Source organism: Myxococcota bacterium (assembly GCA_035498015.1).
In the GTDB taxonomy this organism is placed as follows: domain Bacteria; phylum Myxococcota_A; class UBA9160; order SZUA-336; family SZUA-336; genus VGRW01.
This window is the reverse complement of sequence record DATKAO010000052.1, coordinates 29354-43517: the sequence shown is the minus strand read 5'-3', so window position 1 is coordinate 43517 and position 14164 is coordinate 29354. Positions and strand designations below refer to the sequence as shown.

At 71.8% G+C, this 14164-nt stretch carries 17 protein-coding genes; 8 read left to right on the top strand and 9 right to left on the bottom strand.

Going from position 1 to position 14164, the window contains the following annotated elements:
- Positions 1-1282, top strand: a 1282-nt coding sequence (locus VMR86_04480; protein ID HTO06294.1) for a hypothetical protein, incomplete at its 5' end; no start/stop codon positions are given.
- Between the two features lie 12 nt (positions 1283-1294).
- On the opposite strand, the gene VMR86_04475 is transcribed toward VMR86_04480, so the two are convergent.
- The 3 genes from VMR86_04475 to VMR86_04465 form a co-directional block, all read right to left on the bottom strand.
- Positions 1295-1825 (bottom strand): response regulator, encoded by a 531-nt coding sequence (locus VMR86_04475; protein ID HTO06293.1) that lies wholly within the window; start codon positions 1823-1825, stop codon positions 1295-1297.
- Entirely contained in the window at positions 1822-3108 is a 1287-nt protein-coding gene (locus tag VMR86_04470) for an ATP-binding protein (GenBank protein HTO06292.1), read from the bottom strand. The genes VMR86_04475 and VMR86_04470 overlap by 4 nt, the downstream gene beginning before the upstream one ends.
- Before the next feature lie 73 nt (positions 3109-3181).
- Complete coding sequence (locus VMR86_04465; GenBank protein ID HTO06291.1) at positions 3182-3985, bottom strand: endonuclease/exonuclease/phosphatase family protein; 804 nt, start codon at positions 3983-3985, stop codon at positions 3182-3184.
- Between the two features lie 58 nt (positions 3986-4043).
- On the opposite strand from VMR86_04465, the gene VMR86_04460 reads away from it, so the two are divergent.
- Together VMR86_04460 and VMR86_04455 are read left to right on the top strand one after the other, a co-directional pair.
- Entirely contained in the window at positions 4044-5006 is a 963-nt protein-coding gene (locus VMR86_04460; protein ID HTO06290.1) for an MBL fold metallo-hydrolase, read from the top strand.
- Entirely contained in the window at positions 4996-5985 is a 990-nt protein-coding gene (locus tag VMR86_04455; protein HTO06289.1) for an adenylate/guanylate cyclase domain-containing protein, read from the top strand. Before VMR86_04460 ends, VMR86_04455 begins: the two co-directional genes overlap by 11 nt.
- Here the strand turns inward: VMR86_04455 and VMR86_04450 are convergent.
- Both VMR86_04450 and VMR86_04445 read right to left on the bottom strand, forming a co-directional pair.
- The gene (locus VMR86_04450) at positions 5982-6710 is read right to left on the bottom strand and encodes an FKBP-type peptidyl-prolyl cis-trans isomerase (GenBank protein ID HTO06288.1); all 729 of its coding nucleotides are present in this window, start codon (positions 6708-6710) and stop codon (positions 5982-5984) included. The two genes, VMR86_04455 and VMR86_04450, sit on opposite strands and share 4 nt — an antisense overlap.
- Before the next feature lie 44 nt (positions 6711-6754).
- Positions 6755-7603, bottom strand: a complete 849-nt coding sequence (locus VMR86_04445) for a hypothetical protein (GenBank protein ID HTO06287.1) — start codon at positions 7601-7603, stop codon at positions 6755-6757.
- A gap of 62 nt (positions 7604-7665) precedes the next feature.
- Here VMR86_04445 and VMR86_04440 point away from each other — a divergent pair, with 62 nt between their 5' ends.
- A complete protein-coding gene (locus VMR86_04440; GenBank protein HTO06286.1) occupies positions 7666-8127 on the top strand; it encodes a LiaF domain-containing protein in 462 nt (153 codons plus the stop codon).
- Positions 8128-8134: 7 nt separating this feature from the next.
- On the opposite strand, the gene VMR86_04435 is transcribed toward VMR86_04440, so the two are convergent.
- Positions 8135-8914: a class I SAM-dependent methyltransferase gene (locus VMR86_04435; GenBank protein ID HTO06285.1), complete on the bottom strand. Its 780-nt coding sequence runs from the start codon at positions 8912-8914 to the stop codon at positions 8135-8137.
- 63 nt (positions 8915-8977) lie between these two features.
- Between VMR86_04435 and VMR86_04430 the strand changes: the two genes are divergently transcribed.
- Positions 8978-10192, top strand: a complete 1215-nt coding sequence (locus tag VMR86_04430; protein HTO06284.1) for an MFS transporter — start codon at positions 8978-8980, stop codon at positions 10190-10192.
- Positions 10193-10199: 7 nt separating this feature from the next.
- Here VMR86_04430 and efp read toward each other — a convergent pair whose 3' ends face one another.
- Complete coding sequence (gene efp / locus VMR86_04425) at positions 10200-10748, bottom strand: elongation factor P (GenBank protein ID HTO06283.1); 549 nt, start codon at positions 10746-10748, stop codon at positions 10200-10202.
- A 49-nt stretch (positions 10749-10797) separates the two neighbouring features.
- Here efp and VMR86_04420 point away from each other — a divergent pair, with 49 nt between their 5' ends.
- Both VMR86_04420 and VMR86_04415 read left to right on the top strand, forming a co-directional pair.
- Positions 10798-11151: a PEGA domain-containing protein gene (locus VMR86_04420; GenBank protein HTO06282.1), complete on the top strand. Its 354-nt coding sequence runs from the start codon at positions 10798-10800 to the stop codon at positions 11149-11151.
- A gap of 2 nt (positions 11152-11153) precedes the next feature.
- Entirely contained in the window at positions 11154-11699 is a 546-nt protein-coding gene (locus VMR86_04415; protein ID HTO06281.1) for a VOC family protein, read from the top strand.
- Here VMR86_04415 and VMR86_04410 read toward each other — a convergent pair.
- Positions 11689-12771: an inositol-3-phosphate synthase gene (locus VMR86_04410; protein HTO06280.1), complete on the bottom strand. Its 1083-nt coding sequence runs from the start codon at positions 12769-12771 to the stop codon at positions 11689-11691. The genes VMR86_04415 and VMR86_04410 overlap by 11 nt on opposite strands.
- A gap of 279 nt (positions 12772-13050) precedes the next feature.
- On the opposite strand from VMR86_04410, the gene VMR86_04405 reads away from it, so the two are divergent.
- Entirely contained in the window at positions 13051-13416 is a 366-nt protein-coding gene (locus VMR86_04405) for a hypothetical protein (protein ID HTO06279.1), read from the top strand.
- Here VMR86_04405 and VMR86_04400 read toward each other — a convergent pair.
- Positions 13360-14130: a hypothetical protein gene (locus VMR86_04400; protein HTO06278.1), complete on the bottom strand. Its 771-nt coding sequence runs from the start codon at positions 14128-14130 to the stop codon at positions 13360-13362. The genes VMR86_04405 and VMR86_04400 overlap by 57 nt on opposite strands.
- Positions 14131-14164: the final 34 nt, after the last annotated feature.

Here is a 14164-nt window from a genome sequence, read left to right as displayed (position 1 = left end):
GCTGGGGCTCGCGCTCTACCGCGTGCTCACCGGGCGGACCGTGTACGACGCGGCGCTCGGCGCCGACTCGACCAACAGCATGGCCGTGCTGCGCCACCTGTGGAGCCTGCAGGGCGCGTCGCAGGAGTTCGGCTTCGAGTTTCCCGACCCCGTGCCCGAGGCGCTGCGCGCGGTGGTCCGGCGCGCCTGCCGCATGAACCCCGAGGATCGCTTCCCCAGCGCCGAGGCGATGTCGGCGGCGCTCGGCGCGGCGCTGCGCCCGGAGCGGCCGGCCGAGTCACCGGCGCGGCGCGGCCTGGCGGTGGCCGCGATCGCCGCACTGGGCGCGGCGGTGCTCGCGCTGGGCTTCTGGATCGGCCTGGGCTCGTACGGGAAGCGCACCGACGCGCGCAGCGCGCGCGCGGCCGCCGAGGCGGCGCACGCCCAGGCCGCGGCGCTCGTGGCCGGTCTCGGCTCGCGCGCGGGCGACGCGGGGGCCGCGGCGATCGACGACGCCAAGCGGCGCATCGAGTACGCGCTCGAGGAGCAGAACGACGCCGACAAGGCGCTGGCGGCGACCGACTACGCGGGCGCCGCGGAGCGCTTCGGCAGGGCCGCAGAAGGCTACACGCGCGCGTGTCAGTCGCTGCTCGACCGCTGGCTGCGCGAGCTCGCCGACGGCGAGGTCAGTGCCGCGCGCTCCGCGGTCGGGACGCTGGCCTCGCCGCCTTCCGACCTGGCCGAGCGCGCGAAGTCGCTGCCCGCCGCCTCGTCCGACGCGGGCTGTCCCGGCGCCGAGGCGGAGCGCGCGCGCCTGTTCGCCGCCGACGCCGTGCGCGCCGACGCCTCGAAGCTGGCCGCGGTCGCGGCCCCGCCGGCTGCGGCCGCCTCGCTGCCGCCGGTGTCTGCGCCCGCTCAGGCCGGCACCGCCCCGGGCGCGAGCCCTGCGCCGGGGACGCGGCAGCCTCCCGCGGCCGATCACGCCGAGGACCGCCGCGCGATCGAGGAGCTGGTCCACGCCTGGAACCAGGCGCTGAACGGGCGCAACTGGTCGGCCCTGCCGGCGGTGCAGAAGCTTCGCGCGGGTCAGCTCGCGAAGTACCAGAGCGAATTCGAGAAGAAGAACGTGCGCCAGCAGGTCACGATCGACTTCATGGCCGGCTTCGAGACCGGCCACATCGACATCGGAGTCACGGTGACTCGTCAGGAGCGCAACTTCTTCGTGTGGAGCACGGTCTCGAAGGAGTCGCGCAAGGCGCGCATCGTGGGCGAGAACGGCACCTGGAAGATCGACGGGCTGTGAGCGGGCCGCGAGTCAGACGCGCGGCGTGAACTTGCGCAGCTTGCGCTGCAGGCTCTGGCGGTGCAGCCCGAGCTGACGAGCGGCGCGGCTGATGTTGCCGCCGCACTCCGCGAGCACCCACTCGATGTACTCGCGCTCGCGCCGCGCCAGGGTCTGCCCCGCGTCGCCGGTCACCGGCGTGAGCTGCGGCTCGCTGCGGAACGCGGCCAAGAGGTCCTCCACGTGCACGGGCTTGGTGAGATAGTTGAACGCGCCGAGCTTCACCGCCTGCACCGCGGTGGCGATGCTGCCGTAGCCGGTCAGCACCACGATCTTCGCCTTGGGCGCGCGTTCCAGGATGAGCGGGATCGCGTCGAGCCCGCTCTGGTGGCGCAGGCGCAGGTCGACGCTGGCGAACTTGTAGGCGAACGGCGGCAGCGCGCGCAGCTCGTCGAGGTCGGCCACGCACTCGACGCGCCAACCGCGCTCGGCGAACTCGAGCGCGAGCGTCTCGGCGAAGCGCGCGTCGTCGTCCACGATCAGGAGTGACTGGCCCTGGCTCACGGCCGGGCCTCCGCGACCTGCGCGGCGGGCAGCACCAGCCGGGCGATGGCGCCGCCGCCGGGCGTGGCGTCGAGCTCGAGCGTGCCGCCGATCGTCTCGGCCAGCGTGTAGGCGAAGTAGAGCCCCAGGCCCACGCCGCCCGGGCGCGTGGTCACGAACGGCTCGCCCAGGTGCGCGCGCACCAGCTCCGGCCAGCCTGGCCCGTGATCGCGCACTTCGACGCTGACACGCTCCGGTGTCGCCCGCACCTCGACCTCGGCCGGTGCGTCGGCGCTGCTCTCCTCGAGCGCGTTGTCCACGAGGTTCAGCACGGCCTGCGTGAAGGCCACGGCCGGCACCACCACGTGCGCCGGGCCGCGCTCGCGCTGGAAGCGCAGCGGCACGGCGGGGTCTTCGGCGCGCAGGCCGCTGCAGACCTTCTCGACCAGGTCGCCCACGTCTTCGACCTCGAGGCTGAGCGCGTCGGGCCGCAGCTGAGAGCCGGCCATCTGGCGCAGCACCTCCTCGCAGCGGGCCAGCGCCTCGCTGGCCTCGCGCAGCGCCGGATCGGCTGCGAGGTCGAGCTTCCGCGCCAGTCTCTCGAGCTTCAGCATGGCGGTGTTGAGCGGCGTGGCGAACTCGTGCGAGAGACCCGCGGCCAGCGCGCCCACCGCGCGCAGGCGGTCGATGCGGCCCTGCTCCTGGCGGCGCGCGTGCACGTGCGCCTGCAGCGCCGCCAGCGTGTGTGACAGCCAGGTCGTGAACAGCCAGAACACGCCGGCCACGAGGAACTGCGCGGGGAACAGCACGGCGGGAGACACGCGGGTCTCGGCCAGGCCCGGCGGCACGTGACCGAAGGCCTGTACGAAGGCCAGACACGCGACCAGGCTCCAGAAGAAGCCCAGCGACACCCGGCCCTCGAGCAACAGCGCGCCCAGACCGGCGTGGAAGAACAACAGCGGCACGAGCGGGTTCCAGGCCCCGCCCGAGAGACCCAGCAGCGCGGACAGCGCCGCGATGTCGGCGAACAGCTGCGCGCCGAGCTCGAGCTGTGACACCTCGGGGCCGCGCCGCAGCCGCGCCCAAGTGACTGCGTTCAGCCCTGCGAGCAGCGCCACCACGCCGAGAAACACCGGCACGCGCCCGGGCTCGAGCAGGTCGAACTGCAGCGCGGGCAGGATCGAGAGTCCCTGGGCGAACAGCGCGATCCAGCGCAGCCGCACCACCCACGCCAGCTTCGCCGAGTTGCTGTCGCCGATCTGCGAGAGCGGCGGATCGAGCAGGGCGAAGAGCCGGAACTTCATGGGCGAAGATTAGTGCAAATCCGATGGTCGCGCGGGCACCCTACCCGCGCTCCGGGCACTTGCGCACCCGCTGCTAGAGCGGGTCAGTGCGCAGGTCCGCGACCAGCCCGAAGTGGTCGCTGGGCCAGACCCCCGCGCGCTCGTCGTTGCACACCACGCGGCAGGCCTCGACCTTGCCGCGCCCGTCGCGCAGCGGGTAGTCGACGAACACGTAGTCGATGCGCCGGTCCGGCTCCAGCGCCATGCGCGCGTAGGCGTTGCGGTTGGACCAAGTGACTCCGTCCGAGTCACGGCCCTCCAGCAGCCAGGCGTCGTTCCAGTACACGCTGCGGCCGTCGATCGAGTGCCGGCCGGTCATGTAACGGATCTCGTCGGAGTCCGGCTCCGCGTTGAAGTCACCGGCGATGATGGCCGGGAACGCGCGGTGCACGCGCTGCGCCCGCACCCAGTCGGCGAGCGCGACCACCTGGCGTTCGCGCACCGCGCCGTGGTGGAACTTCCAGTTCAAGTGCGTGCACGCGAACACCAGCGGCCCGTGCGGCGACTCGATGTGAGTGAGCAGCGCGCAGCGAGTCTCCCCGTCGCCCTTGTCGGGCAGCGGGAGCACGTCGCGCTTCTGGATCGGCCAGCGCGAGGCGATCGCGTTGCCGAACGTGACCTCGGGCGACTTCCAGAAGTTGCCGGCCCGGGCGAAGGCGAGCTCGTAGCCCGCCTCGCCCACCAGCTCGTGCGCCAGGTCGCGGCCGGGCGACTGCAGCACCTCCTGGAAGGCGATCAGGTCGGGCGCGAGCCGCGCGATCCATTCGCGGATGCGCAGCGCGCGCGCCTCGAAGGGCCCGGAGTCGTTCCAGACGTTGAGCGTCAGCACCCGCAGCATGCCCGGTTTCTACCACGCCGGCGCCGGCTCGTGTCACCCGCGTGTTACGCTTCGCGCCATGGCGGGCTTCAGCAAGGGGCTTCACGACCTGGGCCGCGGCTGCTACGCCTGGCTGCAGCCGGACGGCGGCTGGGGCTGGAGCAACGCCGGCCTGGTCACTGACTCCGGCCAGTCACTCTTGGTCGACACGCTGTTCGACCTGCGGCTCACCGCCGAGATGCTCGACGCCATGCGCGCGAAGGTCCCGGAGGCGCGCCGGATCGGCACGCTGGTCAACACGCACGCCAACGGCGACCACTGCTACGGCAACCAGCTGGTCGAGGGCGCGCGCATCGTGGCCTCGCGCGCGAGCGCCGAAGAGATGGACGAGCTCCCGCCCGAGTCGATGGCGCGCTTCCGCGACGGCGCGGCCTCGCTGGGTGCCGCCGGCGAGTATTTCGCGCGCGTCTTCGCGCCCTTCGAGTTCCACGGCATCCGCCACACGCCGCCCACCGAGACCTTCGACGGCGAGCTGCGGCTGCGGGTCGGCGGCAAGGAGGTCGTGCTGTTCGAAGTCGGCCCCGCGCACACGCGCGGCGACATCCTGGTCTGGGTGCCCGCCGACCGGGTGATCTACACCGGCGACATCCTGTTCATCGGCGGCACGCCGATCATCTGGCAGGGCCCGGTCGGCAACTGGGTCGCGGCCTGCGAGCGGATCGCGGCGCTCGATCCCGAGGTCGTCGTGCCGGGTCACGGCCCGCTGACCGACGCCAAAGGCGCGCTCGCGGTGCGCGACTATCTCGTGCACATCCGCGAGCGCACGCGCGAGTGTTTCGACGCGGGCCTCTCCCCCGTCGAGGCCGCGCGCGCGGTGCCGCTGGGCGAGTTCGCTGCCTGGGGCGACTCGGAGCGCATCGCGGTCAACGTCCACACGCTGTACCGCGAGTGGAGCGGCGGCCAGCAAGGCGCGGCCAACCCGCTGCAGCTCTTCGAGCTCATGGGCGAGCTGGAGCGCGCGGGGGCGCGCCGTGGAGGCTGAGGCCCCGCGCTCGCGCCGCAAGCTCGCCGCGATCCTGATGGTCGACGTCTCCGGCTTCAGCCGGCTCATGGAGCAGGACGAGGAGTGGACCACGCGCGAGATCCGCGCCTTCCACGCGCGCGCCGACTCACGCGTGCGGCAGCACGAGGGCCGGGTGGTCGACACCGCGGGTGACTCGGTGTTCGCCGAGTTCGACTCGGTCGTGAACGCGACGCGCTGCGCGCAGGCGATCCAGGAGGACCAGACCGCCGCCAACGAGTCGCAGCCGCCGGAGCGCCGCATCGACACCCGGATCGGCGTGCACGTCGGCGACGTGATCGTCGAGGAGTACAAGGTCTACGGCGACGGCGTGAACATCGCGGCGCGGCTCGAGTCACTCGCCCAGCCGGGACACATCCTGGTATCGGAGGCGGTCTACCAGCAGGTGCGCAACAAGATCCCGGCGCAGTTCCGCGACGAGGGCTTCCGCTCTCTGAAGAACATCGAGCACCCGGTGCGCGTGTACTCGCTGGTGCCCTCGTCGCTCGTGCCCTCGCAGGCTCCGGCCGGCGTGCGCCCGCCCAGCCGGCGGGAGCAGCGTGAGCGCCGGCTGGCCCAGCGCGGCCGGTCCCAGTCCACTGCGCGCGCTGCGGACCTGCCCCCGACGCGCGGCCTGCTGGCGGGGCTCGTGAGGCCCGACATCCTCACTCCCCTCGTGATCGGAGGGTTCCTGATCGCGAGCAGGGAGTACGGCTTCGAAAGCGCGGGCGTGCTGCCGACGGCAGGAGCCGTGCTGGTGGGTCTCTCACTCGGTCGGGCGCGCGCCCGGCGCCTGGGACGGGGGTGGCATTTGATCGGCCTGGGCATCGGCATCGCCATGGGTGCGCACTTCACCCACTGGAGCAAGCTGACCGACTTCATGTTCGTGCTGGCCGGCGTGATCGTGGGCGCCCAAGGCCTGCGCCACCGCGGCCCAGAGAGACTCCCGCCCGCCAACTAGTCCGGCGGCATCTGCGGCGGGAGTGACTCCTTGGTGGCTCCGCCCTTCTGGACGGCGAGCAGCTCGATCTCGAACGACAGCGCCGCGCCGGGCGGGATGCGGTCGCCCGTGCCCGGCGGCATGCCCTTGTCGCCGTAGGCGGAGTCGGAGGGACAGGTGATCTCGGCCTTCCCGCCCGCGCGCATGAGCGGCAGCGCCTCCTGCCAGCACGGAATCATCCGGTTCAGCGGGAACTCGGCGGCCTGGCCGCGCTCGACCGAGCTGTCGAACACGCTGCCGTCGCGCAGCTTGCCCGTGTACTGCACGCGGACCTTGTCGTTCACGGTCGGGTGCTCCCCGCTGCCGGCCTTGAGCTCGCGGTAGACGACGCCGCTCGGCCGCGCCTTCGCGCCCGACTCCGCGGCCGCCTTCTTGAGGAACGCCGCGGAGGCGTCCTTCTCGCGCTTGGTCCGCACCCCGTTGCGGGCTTGCGCCAGCGGGTCGAGCTTGGGCTCGTAAGTCGCGAAGTCGACTGCCGGCTTCGCCCCGGTGAGTCCCGCAGTGAGTCCCGCCTCCATCATCTTCACCTCGTCCGGCGAGAGATCGAAGCTCTTCAGGTTGCGCGCGACGGCGAGCCCGAGCGCGTAGATGGTCTTCTGCTCCTCGGTCTCGGGCTGCTGCGCGCGCGCGAGGGGCGCGAAGACGAGCGAGACAGCCAGGACGAGGGACGCGAGGCGGGGCCGCATGTGTCTCCGATCTCCCGGCAGGCGTCCGGGCCGGCCATCTTAGCCTAGTGAAAGACGAGCACCTTCGAGAAGTCGATGCGGCCGTGCGCCTCGCCCGTGAGCTTGTAGTCGAGCAGTCCGGTCGGGATCGACCCGGGCCCCGTGTCCGCGAGCTTCGTGATCGCGAACGTGATGCCCGCCACGGGCGTGCTCACGAAGCGCAGGCTCGAGCTTTGGCTGCGCGGGTTGTATTTTCCGCTGGCCACGAGGTCGACGTGCTCACCGGTATCGAGGTCGAGCGTGGCCGTGCCGGTCACCGCGTTCGAGGCGTCCGTGGCCAGCTCGAAGCTGAAGGTCCAGGCGCTCACCTTCACCCGGATCGCGGCTCCCGCGATCTTCTTGTGCACGCCGCAGCCCTTTCCCACTCCGGGGACATCGACGCAGAACGGCATCGAGGTGGGCCGGCAGCCCCAGAGCCCGGCCTGCGGGGTGCGCGAGCACTTGAGGGTCACCGAGCCCTTGCCCGTGCCGACGTCGTCGCCGAGCTGCAACGTGCCCGAGCCCCGGATCGGAAGCTTGAGCTGCGGGTGAGCGAAGGTCCCGCCCATCTTGCCGCTCAGAGTCACGGGGAAGGTCGCGTAGAACGGCGGGCCCAGATGCTGGTACTGGACCCACGCCTCGCCGTCGGAAGCGCTGACGCTGCCGAATACGTCCTCCACGAGATGACCCTTGAAGCACGCGACGATGTTGGGTGAGATGAAGACCGTGCAGGCGTGGAAGTCGGGATCGTCGATCAGCTCCGCGTCGTCGGGCGGGCGCAGCGTGTAGCTGCCGCTCGGCGCGCCTGCACGAGCCGCGCCGGCCAGCAGACCGAAGACGGCAAGCCCGATCGTGACTGCCCGGGTGAGTCGCATGGGCGCGCATTCTGCGCGATGCGCGATGAAAACCCAAGGGTTTCGTGCCATCCTTGGGCGCCATGCAGGAACGGTCCCGGCACCACGAGCTCGACGATCCGCTGCGGCCCGAGACGATCTCCGCGCTGTTCTCCGCGACCATGCGCCGCGGCGAGTGGCTGCCGGCCGAGGAGGTGCGCGCCCGCGCCCTCTTCGGCAACGTGACGCTCGACCTGCGCCACGCCCTGCTCGCGCCCGGAGTGACGACCATCGAGTGTCTGGCGTTCTGCGGCTCGGTCGAGATCATCGTGCCGCCCAAGCTCGAGGTCGAGCTCGCGGCCTCGGCCATCCTGGGCGCCGTCGAGCAGCGCGACGCCGGCGGCAAGATGGGCCGCTTCATCGCCAAGCAGATCCGCCGCGCGCTCGACCCCGACGGAGAGCAGCGCCGGCGGCCGGCCCCCGAGCCCGTGGACCCCGAGGACGCGCCGCTGGTGCGGATCGAAGGCCGCGCCATCTGCGGCGCGATCATCGTCAGAGTGCGCTAGCCGGGAATCAGACCCGGGCGACGATCACGAAGGCCGGTGTCTCCGGCCCGACCTCGCGCCGGTCGAAGTCACCGTAGATGGTCACTTGGCCGAAGCCCGCGCGCGCCAGCAGGTGCTCGAGCTCGTAGCGCCAGAACCAGCGCATGTGGAAGTGCGCCTCTTCGCTGCCCACGCGCTCGCCGGCGCGGCTGCGCTCGTAGCGGAAGTGCACCTGGAGGAGCTGCGTGACCGGGTCCGGGACGGCGCGCGCCCAGCGCTCGATCGACTCGCCGTCGAGCTCGAAGCGCATTTCGAGCTGCTCCGCGGGGTCCGGCGCCGCCATCCGCGCCAGGCGCGGCGCGAACACGTCGAAAGCGAGCGCGCCGCCTGGCGCGAGGTGCCGGCGCACGCAGGCGAGACACTGCAGCTGGTCCTCGACCGTGTACAGGTGCTGGAAGGCGCGGAACGCCGAGTAGATCAGCGTGAAGCGGTCGTGAGCCAGGTCGAAGCGCTGCATGGGCGCGTGCACCAGCCGCAGGTTCGGGAAGCGCGACTTGGCACGCAGCGCGTCGAGCATGTGGCGCGAGGCGTCGAGCCCCGTGCAAGGGAAGCCGTCCTCGGCCATGCGCAGCAGCACGCGCCCGGTGCCGCAGCCGAGCTCGAGCACCGGCCCCGCGCACTCGCGGGCGAGCGCGCGGTAGAAGTCGATGTCCCGGCCGATCTGCGGGCTGTGCTGGTAAGCGGCGTCGTAGAAGCGCGCGGTGGTGCGGCCGTACGCCTCGTCGAGATCGGACACGTCGGGAATCACGCGCTTGAACCTCGCGCCTGGGCCCCGCGCTGTCGAGCCCGCGCGCTGTGCCAATATCCGGCCGTGGAGACGCGCGTCGCGAGCGAGCCGGCCGCGGTCCGGGCCTGGACCTGGTACGTGGTCGCGGTCGGCGCGTGGTTCCTGTCGATCGGCCTCAACCAGGTGATCGTGCCCGCCCTGGTGACTCAAGAGCTGCGCGGCGGCGCCGGGTCACTCGCCACGGCGCAGACCGCGGGACAGGTCCCGACGCTGCTCCTGATCCTGCTGGGGGGCGTGGTCGCGGACCGCGCGGACCGGCGGCGCGTCCTGCTCGGTCTCTATCTCGCGAGCGCCGCGCTCACCGCCGCGCTCGCGGCGCGCGTGGCCGCCGGCGCTCTCTCGCTCGCGCTCGTGGTCGCCTACGTGGCGGCCCTGGGCGTGCTCTCGGCCTTCCTGATGCCCGCACGCGACTCACTGCTCTCGGAGCTCGCCTTCGGCGACCTGATGCGCTCGGTGAGTCTGCTCACGGTGACGCAATGGGGCATGCAGGCGATCGGCTCCTTCGCCGCGCGCATCGGCGAGCGCGCGGGCCTTGCCGCCCTGATCGGCGCGCAGGCCGCGATCGTGCTGGCCGGGGCCGTCGCGGTCTGGCGCCTGCCGCCCCTGGCGCACGGTCACTCGCCGCCGCGCACGCTCTCCCTGCACGAGCTCTCCGAGGGCGTGGTCGAGGTGCTGCGCTCGCCCATCCTGCGTCCGATCGCGCTGCTCTCGATCGCGATCGGCGTGCTGTTCGTCGGGCCGCTCCTGGTCGTGTTTCCGCTCCTGGTGCGCGACTACTACGGGGGAGACACGACCGACCTGTCGCTGCTCTTGGGCTGCTTTCCGCTGGGCATCATCGCCTGCACGCTGTGGCTGATCGCGCGCCGCGGGTTGCGCCGGAAGGGGCGCGCGCAGCTCGCGGCGCTGGCCGCCGGCGGCCTGTGCATGGGGGCGCTCGGGCTCGGGCTGCCCTTCCGGGGCGCGCTCGCGGCCGTGTTCGTGTTCGGCGTCGGCGCGGCGGTGTTCATGAACGCGAGCCGCACGCTGTTCCAGGAGAAGGCGCCGGCCTCGCACCGCGGGCGCGTGCTCTCGGTCTTCAGCCTGTCGAGCATGGGTGCGTCCGGGGTCGTGGGCGCGCCGCTCTCGGGGCTGGTGGTGAGTCAGTTCGGGCCGCTCACCGCCTGCACGCTGTCGGGCGCGGCCACGCTCCTGGTGGTGCTCGGCTTCCTCGCCGGCAGCCGGATCAGAGAGCTCGAGTGACTGCCGGCTAGGCGCGCTCCACGTACACGCGCTCGCGCGTGTCGATGCGCAGCTTCTCGCCGCGCGCGATGAAGCTCGGCACCTGGATCACCGCGCCGGTCGCGAGCTTCGCGGCCTTGAGCTTGCCGCCGCTGGTCGCCGGGTCGGTCTCGGCCACCTCCACGATCACGAAGTTGGGCAGCTCGACCGCGATCGGCCGGCCCTCGTGCAGGAGCACCTCGACCGTGCAGTTCTCGGCCATCAGGTCGGCGTTCTCGATGTTCGCGCGCGGGATCTCGAGCTGCTCGTAGCTCTCCTGGTCCATGAGCACGATGTTCTCGCCCGCCTCGTACAGGAACTGCATCTGGCGCTTGGCGATCTCGGCCGCGGGCAGGGTCTCGCCGCTCTTGATCGTCTTGTCGAGCACGGCTCCGCTGGTCAGGCTCTTGAGCCGCATGCGCACGAACGCGCCGCCCTTGCCCGGCTTCACGTGCTGGTACGAGACGATCACGTGCGGGTCCTGCCCGATCACGACGAACGTGCCCTGCCGCATCTGCGTGGTGTCGATCAACGCCAAGGGACGCGCACCTTAGCCCGCTCCCCCGGGAGCTGTAAACTCGGACGCCGTGAAGAGTGGACTCCTGGCGGCCCTGGCCGCGGCATGCCTGGGCCTGGCCTGCGCGCACTACCAGTACGTGGGCGTCGAGACCGATCCGCCCGGCGCGCAGATCTATCTCGACGGGCACCTCGTCGGCCAGACGCCGATGCAGCTCGAGGTGAGTCGCGACGCGGCCCACATGGTGTACCTGAAGCGCGAGGGCTACCGGCCCGAGCCCGTGCCGCTCGAGCTGCACGAAGCGCAGGACGGCATCGATTTCCTCACCCCGGCCGACGTGGTGAAGCGGCTCGCGCCGGGGCCGAGCTCCGACCCGGAGCTCGAACGCAACCTGAAGATCGAGATCGACAAACCGAGGGAGTGAGCATGGGCTTCCATCACCTGGCAGTGGCGACCAAGGACGCGCTCGCGAACGACGTCTTCTACGCACGAGTCATGGGCTTCGAGCTGGTGAAGGTCGAGGTGGGCTCGACGCCCGACGGCTGGGCGAAGCACCTCTTCTACGACACGGGCTCCGACGGCATGATCGCGTTCTGGGAGCTGCACGACGAGAAGATCGGCAGCGATTTCCCGACCGCGCTCTCGGAGGGCTTCGGGCTGCCGATCTGGGTCAATCACATCGCCTTCACGGCGCGCGACCTGGCCGAGATCGAGTCACGCAAGCAGCGCTGGCTCGACGCCGGCTACGACGTGATGGAGATCGACCACCACTGGTGCACGTCGATCTACACCACGGACCCCAACGGCACGCTGGTCGAGTTCTGCACCACCACGCGCGCGTTCTCCGACGCCGACCGCGCCGAGGCGCAGCGCCTGCTCACGGCCAAGAACCCCGACCCGGTCGGCCCGAAGTCGCAGAAGTTCCACAAGGCGCTGCGCGAGCCGTTGCACCTGGCTGCGGCTAAGCGCTGATCCAGGAGTCGAGCGCGCGCGTCGCGTCGACGTCGCGCATCTGCTTCGGCGGCCGCTTCATGCAGAACGCCGACGCCGCCTCGAGCGGCCCGGCCAGACCGCGGTCGAGCGCGAGCTTGGCGCAGCGGATCGCGTCGATCGCCACGCCCGCGCTGTTGGGCGAGTCCTCGACCGAGAGCCGCAGCTCGAGATTCATCGGCACGTCGCCGAACCCGCGCCACTCCATGCGCACGAACGCGACCTTGTTGTCCTTCTGCCAGGCGACGTAGTCCGACGGACCGATGTGGATGTTCTCGGCCGCGAGCCGCTCGTCGAGCTGTGACTGCACGGACTCGGTCTTCGAGAGCCGCTTGTTGGCGAGTCTCTCCTGCTCGAGCATGTTCAGGAAGTCGGTGTTTCCGCCGGTATTCAGCTGGTAGGTCGCGTCGAGAGTGACTCCGCGGTCGGCCAGGAGCCGCGCCAGCGTGCGGTGCACGATCGTGGCGCCGACCTGGCTCTTGATGTCGTCGCCGACGATCGGAATGCGCGCGGCGCGGAAGCGCTCGGCCCAGGCCGGGTCCGACGCGATGAACACGGGCACGCAGTTCACGAACGCCACGCGCGCGGCGAGACACGCCTCGGCGTAGTGCCGTACGGCGCGTTCGGAGCCGACCGGCAGGTAGCAGACCAGCACCTCGGCGCCGCTCTCGCGCAGCGCCTGGGCCACGTCGACCGGCGGGGCCTGCGCGGCCCGGAAGGCGCGGTCCGCGGGATGGCGCGCCATGTGCTCCGCGATCCCGTCCAGGACCGGACCCATCTGCACGGTCACTCCGGAAGCCGGCAGCTTCTCCGCGAAGGTCTTGGTGCAGTTCGGGGGCGCGAAAGCGGCCTCTTCGAGCGGCCGCCCGACCTTGCGCGCGTCGACGTCGAACGCCGCCACGACCCGGATGTCCTCGAGCCGATAGCCGCCGATCTGCGCGTGCAGGAGGCCGCTGGCGCGCGCGAGATCTTGCGTCCGGTAGTACTCGAGTCCCTGAAGGAGCGAGCTGGCGCAGTTCCCCACGCCGGCAATCGCCAGTCGAAGCGTCGGCATTCGGTTTCGGTGCTCCCCGCCGTTCCCGGTCCAGCGTCACTCAGTCTACGGCACGCGTCGAGTCTTGGGGCGGACTGGGTGGAGCGCTTCCACTTTTGAGGAGCTCCAAGGGAGAAACCACCCATGCGGGCCGCGCTCCACGAGTTCCGCGCGCGGGCTGCGTGGCACGGAACTTGGAGAGGCCGATCGCATCCTCACGGAGGGCTCGTCAACATGGTCCGGATTCGCCGCGGAGCCGCACATTGCCGCAGCCGCGACTGCCGCGAGCGCGAGAAACTCGTGCCGCTGGTTCCCATCTGTCTCGATTTCGTCTGCCCCGCCTGCGGCCGCCCCGCCGCGATCGATGCCGAGTACGGCACGGGCCTGGGCGCCTCGAAGGCCTACAACGAGGTGCGCGTGTACTTCGCCTTCGACCCCACTACGCGGACTTACACCGACCAGGCGCACGCCGAAGACGCCACGGTGATCGGCCAGCACAGCGCCTACGCCTTCTTCACGCCGCTGGTCCACGACCGGGCCGAGGCCGAGTTACTCGCGCGCCAGCTGCTCACCCGGCTGAACGGCGAGCGCGGCGACGTGCGCCCGCTGTCACTGCGCGCGACGCGGCAGCAGCTCCTCGACGAGGGCTGGCGGGTCGCGGTCTAGCGCCCGCTTCGCGAGCGAGACCCAGGTCGCGCGCGCGCGGCCGACGATCCGGCCGTTCGCGCCGAAGATCGCCGCGCCGGCGCTGCCGCGCGGGCCATCCTGCGCGATGGGCCACGCGACCACGAGCGCGGCCTCGCCCGCGCGCAGCTCGCCCTCGAGCGCGACGCACAGCTTCGAGAGCACCATGGGCTCGAGCGCGCGCGCGGCCTCGGACTCGAGCAGCGGAAAGGCCGAGGGGCAGTCGAGCACGGCCCACAGGAACTCCGGGGCGACCCGGCCGGTCGCGTCGCACAGCTCGGCGCCCGGCGTCCAGACGGCCGCCACGGCGTCGCTGCCCGCCACCATGCCCGGAAACACGCGCAGGCCGTCCTCGCGTGCCGGCCCGCACACGTAGCAGCCGGGGAACGGGTGCGTGCGCATGGCGCGACAGCTCCCGGCGCGGGCCAGGGTGTCGGCGGGGTCCGGCGCCGGGCGCGGCTCGAGCTCGAGCGCCGAGGGCACGGCGCGGGCGAGCTCGGTCCCCTGGTGCTCCAGCGTGCGTGATCCGTCCGGGTGGCTGTGCAGCTCGAGCGGCTGGTCGAGCGGCGCGGGCGCGCGCAGGCGCACCTCGACGGCGCCCGGCAGGTCGCGCGCAAGCAGCCCCGCGAGGTAGCCGCCGTTCGCGATCCCCGGGGGGCCGCAGAAGCGCGAGGCGACCCGCAGCGGCTTGGGCATCGGGGCGATTCTGGTTCATCCTCTGGTGCAAGAG

What these genes read in the sequence shown, in the direction of transcription:
- VMR86_04470 (HTO06292.1), bottom strand. Translation starts at nt 3,108, where the DNA reads ATGAAGTTCCGGCTCTTCGCCCTGCTCGATCCGCCGCTCTCGCAGATC.
- VMR86_04465 (HTO06291.1), bottom strand. Translation starts at nt 3,985, where the DNA reads ATGCTGCGGGTGCTGACGCTCAACGTCTGGAACGACTCCGGGCCCTTC.
- VMR86_04460 (HTO06290.1), top strand. Translation starts at nt 4,044, where the DNA reads ATGGCGGGCTTCAGCAAGGGGCTTCACGACCTGGGCCGCGGCTGCTAC.
- VMR86_04450 (HTO06288.1), bottom strand. Translation starts at nt 6,710, where the DNA reads ATGCGGCCCCGCCTCGCGTCCCTCGTCCTGGCTGTCTCGCTCGTCTTC.
- VMR86_04445 (HTO06287.1), bottom strand. Translation starts at nt 7,603, where the DNA reads ATGCGACTCACCCGGGCAGTCACGATCGGGCTTGCCGTCTTCGGTCTG.
- VMR86_04440 (HTO06286.1), top strand. Translation starts at nt 7,666, where the DNA reads ATGCAGGAACGGTCCCGGCACCACGAGCTCGACGATCCGCTGCGGCCC.
- VMR86_04415 (HTO06281.1), top strand. Translation starts at nt 11,154, where the DNA reads ATGGGCTTCCATCACCTGGCAGTGGCGACCAAGGACGCGCTCGCGAAC.
- VMR86_04410 (HTO06280.1), bottom strand. Translation starts at nt 12,771, where the DNA reads ATGCCGACGCTTCGACTGGCGATTGCCGGCGTGGGGAACTGCGCCAGC.
- VMR86_04400 (HTO06278.1), bottom strand. Translation starts at nt 14,130, where the DNA reads ATGCCCAAGCCGCTGCGGGTCGCCTCGCGCTTCTGCGGCCCCCCGGGG.